The sequence below is a fragment of the Actinocrinis sp. genome (genome assembly GCF_035946395.1).
Taxonomy (GTDB): domain Bacteria; phylum Actinomycetota; class Actinomycetes; order Streptomycetales; family Catenulisporaceae; genus Actinocrinis.
On the sequence record NZ_DASYZI010000423.1, the window covers coordinates 17,902 to 27,857 of the forward strand.

Below are 9,956 nucleotides of genomic sequence, written 5' to 3' on the forward strand. Positions count from 1 at the left end.
GGCCCGGACGGTTCGTCGCGGGCCGCGCCCGGGGCGGTCAGACCTGGACCGGCACGCAGCGCTGCGGCGACAGGCTGCTGATGTACTTCGCGTCGATGCCGGACTTGGCGAGGTAGTCGAGGCACAGCGAGACGCGCTGCACGCGTTGGCGGACGGTGTTCTCACTGACCGGATCGTGCGGGTGGGACTGGGCGCTGGCCCCGATCTTCAGCATCATCGGCGAGCAGATCTGCACCAGCTCGGGTGTCTCGTAGAAGCGGATGAAGCCGCCCTTGCTGCCGTACACGTCGGTCGGGACGTCCATGACCAGCTGCGGCGATCCCCGGCGGATCTCCTGGAGCACGGCCAGCCCGAGGTCGTGCGTCGTGGTGACGTTGTCGGTCCCGTTCTCGGCGTAGACGCGCGAGGTCATCGGGTTGGAGACGATGCAGTGCGACGAGGCCTTGATGACGAGGTCCGCCGGCAGCGCACCGGCGGCCCGCAGGTCCGACAGCAGCCTGATGACGCCGAGATCGTAGGCGATCAGGCCGCGGCAGCCGAACTCGGTCAGCCGCAGCGCCTCCTCGACCGACACCGCGAGGGCGTCGTTGTTGTTGACCCTGCGCCCCTGCGAGGCGCCGAACCCGCCGCGGTAGAAGGCCGCCTTGCGGTCGTACTCCGGTCGCGGGCCGAGGGCGAAGACCATCCCGACGGCGTTCTCCCGGCACAGGTCGAGCATGTCCTGCACCTCGGAGTCGGACAGCAGGAACGCGCCGAGCGTCTCGTTGAACCGGGTGACCGGCAGGCCCTCCTGTTGCAGCAGCCGCAGCGTGGACTCCAGCACCTTGAAGTTGTTCACGACCGGGACCTCTACGCCGTAGTGGCCTCCGTCGGCGAACTGCGCATTCGACGGCCGCAGTTCGATTTCGTCGCTATAGGGCAGCCCGGCCTCATTGAGCCAGCGGCGTGCCCGCGCGGCCCCTCGAACAATGGTGGAACCTGAATTGGACATCTCATCCTCAAGACATGGTCGATCGACGCGGAATCCGTTCGGACGGAAAACCGCGACGAGAGAGGGAAAACGATTCACCGGCGGTAGATCATGGCCCGTGCCAGGGAAGTAGAGGTCTGGCATTCGCCACGAAGGATGTTCCCGCATACGCGACCCGCCGCTCCCGGCTCGCGCCTTGCCCCGCATAATCCAGTACGTGCGAACCGGCGTGACTTATCCCGCGATAATCGATGCCGATCGCTTTTCGACCCGGCTCCCATCGAAACATGAATGAGAGCACTCACACAATATGGCGAGCATCACAGCGGTCTGCGGTATGGATGTGCACCGGCCCACGAGGCGCGGCGTCACGCGGCCGACCGCGTCGTTTTGCCGCGCTCGCACCCTGGCTCGTCGCTGCTCTTCGGACTCGGCCGTGGCCGGCGGCGCAGGGCCAGCCGACGCGCAGCGGCGGGCGAGCCCACAGCCGCACACGAGGCCACGGTCACGTCCGAAGAGCCGTCATCGCGGAATCAGGTCCGTAGAAGCAGAGGCCGGCGCGCGCATCGGTACCCAAGCCTGGACGGTGACTCCGCCGTCGTCTCCCGGGCCGACGTTCAGATCGCCGCCCACCCTGCTCAGCCGCTCGGCGGCGGCCGCCAGTCCGAGGCCCGCCGTCCGCTGCGCGGCGAGCCCGAGGCCGTCGTCGCAGACCGCCACGATCAGTCGGCCCGGGGCGGTGAACAGGCTGACCGTCACCGAACTGGCCGCGGCGTGCTTCTCGACGTTCAGCAGCGCCTCGCGTACCGCGCGCGTCACGGCATCGACCACCGCCTCGGGCAGCGAGGGGGTGTCGCAGAGCAGGATCAGCGCGGCATGGACGCCGGTGCGCTCCTGGAAGGCCCGGCAGTCCTGCCGCAGCGCCGTACTGAGCGCTATCTGCTCGGCGGACTCGCTCAGCGCGCGCATGGATCTGCGCAGCGCCACGGACGCGTCGGCGGTCTGGTCGGCCAGGATCCTGATCCGCCGGGCCACGCCGGGGCGGGCGTGCAGTTCGGTCCCGAGCCCGCGGATCCCGGCGCCGATCGTGAACAGCGCGGCGCCGACCGTGTCGTGCAGTTCCAGCGCGAGTCGGCGCCGCTCCTCGGCCAGCGCCGCCTCGGTCGCCCGCCGATTGCGTTCGACCACCACCGCTGCGGTGGCCGCGCGGTCCGCGATCTGCTGCAACGCCGCGACGATCTCGTCGCCGAACACGGTGAGGTCGCGGCTCGCCCCGTACAGACAGCCGAACACCCTGTCGCCGTGCACGATCGGGACGACCGCCATCCCGCGAACGCTCTCCACCAGCACCTGCCGGTTGAAGTGGTGGGTGATCGAATCAGAGGCCGTGTAGTCGGCCACCCAGTCGGGGCGGCCGGACAACAGCACCTTCCCGCCGAGCCCGGCGCCCAGCGGCACCACCATGCCCTCGAAGGCCTCGGCGTTGACGGTGTGCCGAAGATGCATCTCGTCGGCGGTGTCGAGGCCCCCGAACGAGGAGATCGGCAGGCCGGTCAGCTGCACGACGAGCGCCGCGGACCTGCGGAAGACCTCCTCGGGATCCTGTAGGCAGAGGATCTGCGCGTATTCGCGCTCGAACTCTCGTGACTCGCGCCCGCCGAGACCCATCCGCACAACCTCCGTCCGAGAGACGCGGCCGTCCGTCACGGACGACGGATCACGCACACGCCGTGTGCGGACGCATGTTCGTCCTCTGTTCGCTCAGCATTTCCCGGAAGTCCGCACCAGAATTTGTATACCACTCTTCGTGCACTGAGACTCACTCGCCCGATAACGGTGTGGTCACCTCGGCGACGACCTCCGTGGTGACCACCGAGCCGGACGACCTCACCGGCTCGAACAGGCGCAGCTGCGCGAGGTGGGCGTCACTGCGTTCGAACTCCCGGAACCCGGCCTCGTCGATCCAGTCGCTGATCGTGTAGTAGACGCTCTTCTCGTAGTGGCTGCGCATGAGCGCCTGCCCCACGCTCGCGTTGTGCTGAGCGCGGCTCTGCGCCGTCTGCCGCCACAGCCGCTCGAACTCCGGCTCGCGGCCCGGCACCACGGACACCCGCGCCAGTACGCGGAAAACGGGCCGGCCGGCTCGCGACTCGACCAACAACGCGAAATTCGCCATCTCGAAGCCAGCCAGCCGTTCGAGATACCGCCGGGCCACAGTGGTATCCGCACCGGCGACCGGCTTCACCGCGAACCGCTGCGTCCAGTGCGCGCGCACACCGCCGCCCTCCGGCACGTACTGCCATCGCAGGTCCATCGACTCGAAGGGACCGAGGTCGAGCCGGCGCACAGTGACCGTTCGCGTGTGCTCGTCGAGTGTGCCCTCAGCCACCCGCCCTGTGATCACGTCGACGTCATCGGGACGCACGGTCAGCTGGAAGCGCATCAGACCCCCGTCGCGTCCGAGCATCTCGACCCCCACGTTCTCGGCGAACAGCACCGCCCACGACGCGACGTCGCGTGTCACGCGCCACACCTGGTCCATGGACGCGTGGATCAACACACTGTCGTGAGCGTGTTCGGCCATGTCAATCCGTCCGGACGCCGTCGGCGCCTGCCTGCGGACGATCCCGCGCAGATGCCGCGGCATCCGGCGGCCAAGGGCGCCGGCCGGCACGCGAGTGGGCACCGGCGCGCTGCCCGCGTGCGAATGCCGGTGTTCGTGGCACGCCCTGGTCGAACTGCTCGATCAGCAGCGCGATCCGCTGCGGGGCGTCCTCGTGCGGGTGGTGCCCGGCGCCCGCGATCATCCGCACCGGCGCGCTGAGCGCCTGGCCGATCCACTGCGCCTCGGCGGGCGGGTCCGGGAAGACGGCGTCGGCGGTGCCCATGGCCACCAGGAACGGGATCCCGCCGGCAGCGGCTTCGGAAAGCCTCGTCAGCGCCGGGGCATGGGTGCTCGCGCACATCCTGGCGAGCACGGCGGCGCGGCCCGGCTCGCGCAGGTTGTCGTCGACCTCGTCGCGGAAGTCGGCGTAGTCCGCCGGGGGTCGCGGATACATCCTCGGGAAGCGGCTCATCCACAGCCTGCGGGTGAACCGGGGCACGGTCGTCAGCCGGTCGACGATCCGGGCGACCGGATCCGGCTCGGCGACGTCGTGCACGAACGGTGCGACGAGCACCGCCCCGCGCAGCAGTTCCGGCGCGTCGACGGCGACGTGCACCGCGGCCGCTGCCGCGTACGAGGTGCAGTAGAGCAGCGCTGGTCCACCGGCCGCATGGTGCAGCAGCGCGATCAAGTCGCGCGCGGTCGCCGCAGAGCTGTATTCGTCCCAGCCGGTGTCCGACTCGCCCAGACCACGGTAGTCGACCGTGATGACGCGGTACCCGTCATCCACCAGCAGCGGCGTGAGGTGCCGGAACGAGGTCCGCGGAACCCCGATGCCCGGCACCAGGACGGCCAGCGGCCCGCGGCCGCAGTCGTCGTAGGCGATCCGGCCGATGGTGCCGTCACCGCGTTCGAGGCTCAGATAGGCGGTGGCGACGTCCAGACCGTATCCGTTAGGCATATCAGGCTCCTGCATATCTCGTCGCCCGCTTCGCGGACTTCCATATCGACGAGCTTGCCCCGGCGCCCCGCGCGGCCCGGTTGTGGCATCGCAACGAGCTGGCTGGTAGCGGGTGTGCGCACGCGGAGTTTCCGCATGCCGGGCCGACGCGGAACGAGACGACCGCAGCCGGTGCACAGGCGATTCCGCTCTGCCATGGGCGTAGGGCGACTGCCACCCGGCCGCTCGGCCGTCCATGATCGAGCTGTCCCTACGTTCTCCAGGGACGCCGGGCGGCGGCACCGTCAAGCCCCGCCTCCGGGCGACGTGCCGACGGCTGCGCAGTGGGCGCCGCGGCCGGCACGTCGCCGAAGTCCCGGTGCCGGATCTGCTCGGCGTGGCAGATCCGGCACCGGGCGTGCGCCTGGCGTCCGCCGAGCGTCATCATGCCGCGGTTGGTCCCGCGAGCCAGTCAACCCTCCTTCGAACGCTGCGTCCGCACCATGCGTGCGGACCGCGCACGCGCTTTTCTCAGTATCGAGAAGGCAAACGGCGACTGTCTGCCACATGACCGTAGGGAGAACGATCAGCATGTCCGTATCGTCGAGCAAGACCGCACCCGTCACCCACAACGCCGGTTTGCTGGTGCGTTCGGCCGAGGTCGCCCCGGGCGACATGATCCGCGACTTCGGCGAACTGCGTGAGGTGATGCGCGTGGATGCCGGCGCTGTGGCGGGGGATCAGTTCGTCCGGCTGTACCTGGCCCCACGCGCCGGGTTGCCCGAAAGCCTCCTGGTGCGCCGTGAGGTGACGATCTACGTCAGGCGCGTGACGCCATGTTGATCCGCGTGTTGTCGCGGCCTTCTGTGCCACCGCACAGACCCGTGCCCCACGACTGTGCACGGGCACAATCGGCGCACGTCCCGCAGCCGCTTGAATTGTTCGCAGAGACCCGGCGGGCGCCGGTGTCCAGCGGTGTCTGACAGGGGCGCCGCCCCCGTAGGCGCCCGCGGGTCCGCAGGGCGCTCGGGCAGGACCGGCGGAGCGGAGTCACTCCGCGGGACCTGCGCAGAACGGCTCTTCGAACTCAACCGTGGCCTTGTGGGCGGCTGTCGGCTCGTCCGCCGCTGCGCGCCGGCCGGCCGTGCGCCGCCGGCCACGGCCAGGTTCGAGGAGCGCGTGAAACCCGGGCGCCTTCCACCCCGCTCCGGGATGCGGTCCTCCGTCGCGCGATCCCGTCCCGGAGCGGGGCACCACGCCCCGTTCGGCCGGGTGGCGCACCAGCGAAATCCGAGGTCTGCGAATTGCACACTTTCCGACTGCCGATCGAGTCCGCAGAAGCACCGGCCGACCCTTCCCTCGGACCGTCGCTGCTGCGTTCGTGGCAGACCGACGGCGTGTTCCAACTCGAACTCGACGACGTGCACGCCAACGGCACCACCCGGGCGATTCGGGCGGGCCGGGACTTCTTCGCGCTGCCCGACCGGGTGAAGAGGTACTTCGTCAGTGACCTGACGTACAGCGGATACGTGGCGCGCGGCGAGCACGTTCCCGGCGCAGCCGACAGCGGCGTGGAGAGCTTCACCGTCTGCCCGGACCTGGCTTACGACGACGCGCGGGTGCTCGCCGGGTGGCCGGGCCACGGACCGGTGCCGTGGCCGTACGACGCGTTCCGCACGCGCATGCTGGATTTCGCGGCCGTGGCCGGGAAGATCGCGCAGCGACTGCTGGGGCTGCTGGAGCCGGTCCTGGCCGTTGCGAGCGGAAGCCTGACCGACCTGGGCCGCGACGGATGGCATCATCTGCGCGTCGCCCGCACCCTGCGGCCGGCCGATCCGGACGCCGCGCCGGCGGCGCGGATCGAGAGCAGCCCCGGTCTGCTGACGATCGCCGTGCCACACGTAGCGGCCCATTTGCATGTATTCCATCAGAACAGCTGGCAGCGCGTGGAGGCGGGCGCGCGGACGTGGGCCGTGTTCCCCGGCGAGGCGATGCAGTTCCTGACCGGCGGCCGGGTGAGCGCCACGCCGTACAAGGTGATGGGCTCCGCTCGGGAACAGCACGTGCTGGCCTATCACCACGGACCGCGTTTCTGCGTGCGGTTGCAGCCGCTGCTCGGCGCGACCGGTGACGACGACCGCCTGCACTACGCCACGCACCTGACGAATCTGTTCCTGCGCGAATTCCCCGCGCGGGCCGTCTCGCGCCGCATCATCGCGGAAAGGCGGCTCGACGTCTTCCGCAGGGCCCTGGCCTGCAATGAGAATCTTTGATTCGCAGACTGGCGATCCGCACAACAAAGCCTGTTCCACGGTGGTCGTCGGCCCATGGAGGGCCGCATCGTGCCGGATACGGTGAATGGCGACGCAGAACCCTGTGATCTATCTCATATGGATCGCGGAAATCAGGTCCCGGCGAAACAGCCCGGCGATCCGCTCTGCGTCGTCGCGCCCCGAACGGGCCATGTCGTGTACGGATAGGAGAACCCGTCATGCAACAGCGCAATGCGAGCCCCCACGTGCTGGTGATCGGGGCGGGGGTGGTGGGTCTGACGACCGCCGTGGCCGCCCGGCGAGCCGCGTACCGGGTCACCCTGGTGGCCGAGTCCTTCGCCCCGCACATCACCTCGGTCATCGCCGGCGCGCTGTGGGAATGGCCGCCGGCGGTGTGCGGCCACCACCGCGACGAGGACTCGGTGGTCCGGGCCAAGGACTGGTGCATGGACTCCTACCGCAACTTCATCGACCTGGCCGCGGACCCGGCCACCGGAGTGCACGTGCGTGAAGCCGTGTTCTACTTCCGCAAACCCGTCGACGAGGATCCCGAGCAGCTGGCCAAGATGCAGGAACTGAGCGCACGCGTGCTCGGCTTCCGCCATGACGCGGGCCTGATCTACCAGTACGGCGTCAGCCCCCGGTCCGGCGCCGTCGACGCCTACTGCTATCAGGCCCCGATGATCGACACCGACGCCTACCTGGGCTGGCTGCTGAACCAGGCGCGCCGGGCCGGGTGCGTCATCCTGCAAGGCTCGATCGAGGGGCCGCTGGTCGAGCAGCAAGGGCAGCTGCTCTCCACCTACCGCGCCGACGCGATCGTCAACTGCACCGGGCTGGGCGCCGTCGAGCTGGCCGGGGAGTCGATGTACCCGTTGCGCGGCGCGCTGATCCACGTGCGCAACGACGGAGTGGGCATGCCGAGGATCACCACCGCGCACGCCATGGCCTTCGACGACACCGTCGGCGGTCAGAACATGGTGTTCATCGTGCCGCGCGGCGAGGACCGGCTGGTGCTCGGCGGCCTGGTCGAGCCCGGCGAGACCGCCACCGACCTGAGCCTGGAGAACCACCCGCCGCTGCGCGACATGCTCGAACGCTGCCAGCAGTTCCTGCCGGTGCTGGAGAAGGCCGCGCTGCTCGAACCCAAGCCGGTGCGCACCGGCCTGCGTCCGGCCCGCGCGCGCGGCGTGCGCCTGGAAGTCGAACCGGGCACGCGAATCGTGCACAACGTCGGCCACGGCGGCTCCGGCGTCACCTTCTCCTGGGGCTGCGCCACCGAGGTGACCCGCCTCATCAGCACACTCGCTCCCCGCTGACTCCCCGGCAAGGCGGCCGGGCCGGTCGTCGCGCTGCTCGCCGCTGAACGGCGACGGATTACGGTGAGTGACCGGGTGGTCAAGAGCACACTACTACCCGGTTATCGCTGTATGAACGAGGAATTACGACCGGCTTACAACGCTCCTACGCTGCTGGGAAACAAACCGTCAAGGAGGTGCGATGCCCGGCGATCCCCCCGTCGTCGAGTTCACCAGGCCGTTCAACGCCTACCGTGCCCCGGCCGCCGCGCCGGCGGACCAGACCATCGTCGAGTTCACGCAGTCGTTCGTCGCATTCCACGCCTCAACCGTCACCGAGGCCCCCGACGAGGTTTCGTATGCGGCGCACGCCCTCACCATGCCCACGTCCACGCCCCCGGCGCGGCCCTCGAACCTGACCACCGCGAACGGATCAGTGCTCCCCGTCTCTCCTTCCCACGCCGACCACCACCTCGACTGTCCAACCTGCGCGGCCATCCACGGTCTGGCCCACGCCGCGCCTGAGCATGCGACCGACAGCAAGCCGGTACGCAAATACGCGGAACTACTCCAGGAGATCCGCATCGCGCAAGGCGGATCGCAGATCATGATCGCCTATCTGATGAGCCTGGCGTTCACCAACCGGTTCGACACCCTCGACCATGTCGAGCGCGTCTTTTACCTCACCGCGCTGATCCTGAGCGTGTCGGCCATGGGCCTGCTCATGGCCCCGACCGTGTTCCGCCACCTGACGTTCCGCCACCGCACGGAGAGTCAGATCGCCACCGCAGTCGGCCGCTGCGTACAGTCCGGCCTGGCCCTGCTGATGTGCTCCATCGTGTCCACCCTGCTGTTCGGCCTGCACGCGGTCTTCTGGCTGCCGCTGGCCGGGTCGGTCACCGCTGGAACGCTGGTCTGGTTCATCGGCCTCTGGTACCTGATGCCCCTGTGGGTCCGTACCCGCCCCATCAAGCAGGCCCGCCGCCACGCCGCGCCGCAGCCGAAGGGCAGGTGAGCCGCCGAGTCTCATCCCGAACAGAGGCCGGGCCGGTGTCACCACCGCCCCGGCCTCTCGCCGTCTGCACGTCAGTGGCCTGCTTGACGAGCTGCCCACGTTTCGCCCCCGCGGATTGGGCCGGCTTCCAACGGCGCGCATCGCGCGCGGTGGAAATCTCAATGAGGCGGACCTGCGTCCGTCCGCCAGCTCATCCAGCTCCCACGGCCTCTCGAAGGGACCAAAGCAAGTGAGTCAGACCGCTCACCCCGAACCACAAACGCCGCTGCCTGCCCCCGGCACGACGGCAGATCCCGGCCCGCTCGGCCTAGCCGCGTTCGCGATGACCACGCTCGTCCTCAGCGTCGGAAACACCGGGATCGTCAAGGAACCGGCCGGCGTCGACGTCGTCCTGGCCCTCGCGCTCGTCTATGGCGGGATCGCGCAACTCCTAGCGGGGATGTGGGAATTCGGGCGCGGCAACACGTTCGGGGCGACGGTGTTCTCCTCCTTCGGCGCCTTCTGGCTGAGCTTCTGGGCGATCAGCCATCTCGGCCTCGGCGCCCCCGGGGACATGCACAAGACGATCGCGCTCTACCTCTTCGCCTGGTTCGTCTTCACCGCCGGCATGGCGATCGCCGCGCTCAACACCAGCCGCGCCGTGCTCGCGGTGCTCGTCGTGCTGACTCTGACGTTCCTCAGCCTGGCGATAGGCGCATGGCAGAACGGCCCCGCACCTGACAAAATGACCAGACTCGGCGGCTACCTCGGCGTCGTGACGGCGCTCCTGGCCTGGTACGCATCCTTCTCCACGGTGATCAGAGAGACGCGAAGGAGCCGGATCACCCGTTCGGGCGAGCAGCACAACGATATGGC

Annotated in this window: 9 protein-coding genes; 5 read left to right on the forward strand and 4 right to left on the reverse strand. The window is 69.3% G+C overall.

Annotated elements, in window-relative coordinates:
* Positions 1 to 37: 37 nt before the first annotated feature.
* From VGS97_RS26705 to VGS97_RS26720, 4 genes are all read right to left on the reverse strand, one after another.
* Positions 38 to 991, reverse strand: coding sequence for a hypothetical protein (locus VGS97_RS26705; protein ID WP_326856424.1), 954 nt, complete (start codon positions 989 to 991; stop codon positions 38 to 40).
* Positions 992 to 1,492: 501 nt separating this feature from the next.
* Entirely contained in the window at positions 1,493 to 2,638 is a 1,146-nt protein-coding gene (locus VGS97_RS26710) for a GAF domain-containing sensor histidine kinase (protein ID WP_326856425.1), read from the reverse strand.
* Positions 2,639 to 2,789: 151 nt separating this feature from the next.
* Entirely contained in the window at positions 2,790 to 3,617 is an 828-nt protein-coding gene (locus tag VGS97_RS26715) for an SRPBCC family protein (protein ID WP_326856426.1), read from the reverse strand.
* Complete coding sequence (locus VGS97_RS26720) at positions 3,556 to 4,536, reverse strand: alpha/beta hydrolase (protein ID WP_326856427.1); 981 nt, start codon at positions 4,534 to 4,536, stop codon at positions 3,556 to 3,558. The genes VGS97_RS26715 and VGS97_RS26720 overlap by 62 nt, the downstream gene beginning before the upstream one ends.
* A 546-nt stretch (positions 4,537 to 5,082) precedes the next feature.
* Here VGS97_RS26720 and VGS97_RS26725 point away from each other — a divergent pair.
* The 5 genes from VGS97_RS26725 to VGS97_RS26745 form a co-directional block, all read left to right on the forward strand.
* The gene (locus tag VGS97_RS26725; protein WP_326856428.1) at positions 5,083 to 5,358 is read left to right on the forward strand and encodes a hypothetical protein; all 276 of its coding nucleotides are present in this window, start codon (positions 5,083 to 5,085) and stop codon (positions 5,356 to 5,358) included.
* A 461-nt stretch (positions 5,359 to 5,819) separates the two neighbouring features.
* Entirely contained in the window at positions 5,820 to 6,788 is a 969-nt protein-coding gene (locus tag VGS97_RS26730) for a 2-oxoglutarate and iron-dependent oxygenase domain-containing protein (protein WP_326856429.1), read from the forward strand.
* A 218-nt stretch (positions 6,789 to 7,006) separates the two neighbouring features.
* Positions 7,007 to 8,107 carry an FAD-dependent oxidoreductase gene (locus VGS97_RS26735; protein WP_326856430.1) on the forward strand — a complete coding sequence of 367 codons (1,101 nt, stop codon included), beginning with the start codon at positions 7,007 to 7,009 and terminating at the stop codon, positions 8,105 to 8,107.
* Between the two features lie 181 nt (positions 8,108 to 8,288).
* A complete protein-coding gene (locus VGS97_RS26740; protein WP_326856431.1) occupies positions 8,289 to 9,101 on the forward strand; it encodes a DUF6328 family protein in 813 nt (270 codons plus the stop codon).
* 229 nt (positions 9,102 to 9,330) lie between these two features.
* The coding region (locus tag VGS97_RS26745) for an acetate uptake transporter (protein WP_326856432.1) at positions 9,331 to 9,956 on the forward strand (626 nt) is incomplete at its 3' end.

What these genes read in the sequence shown, in the direction of transcription:
- VGS97_RS26735 (WP_326856430.1), top strand. Translation starts at nt 7,007, where the DNA reads ATGCAACAGCGCAATGCGAGCCCCCACGTGCTGGTGATCGGGGCGGGG.
- VGS97_RS26725 (WP_326856428.1), top strand. Translation starts at nt 5,083, where the DNA reads ATGACCGTAGGGAGAACGATCAGCATGTCCGTATCGTCGAGCAAGACC.
- VGS97_RS26710 (WP_326856425.1), bottom strand. Translation starts at nt 2,638, where the DNA reads ATGGGTCTCGGCGGGCGCGAGTCACGAGAGTTCGAGCGCGAATACGCG.
- VGS97_RS26705 (WP_326856424.1), bottom strand. Translation starts at nt 991, where the DNA reads ATGTCCAATTCAGGTTCCACCATTGTTCGAGGGGCCGCGCGGGCACGC.
- VGS97_RS26715 (WP_326856426.1), bottom strand. Translation starts at nt 3,617, where the DNA reads ATGCCGCGGCATCTGCGCGGGATCGTCCGCAGGCAGGCGCCGACGGCG.
- VGS97_RS26740 (WP_326856431.1), top strand. Translation starts at nt 8,289, where the DNA reads ATGCCCGGCGATCCCCCCGTCGTCGAGTTCACCAGGCCGTTCAACGCC.
- VGS97_RS26720 (WP_326856427.1), bottom strand. Translation starts at nt 4,536, where the DNA reads ATGCCTAACGGATACGGTCTGGACGTCGCCACCGCCTATCTGAGCCTC.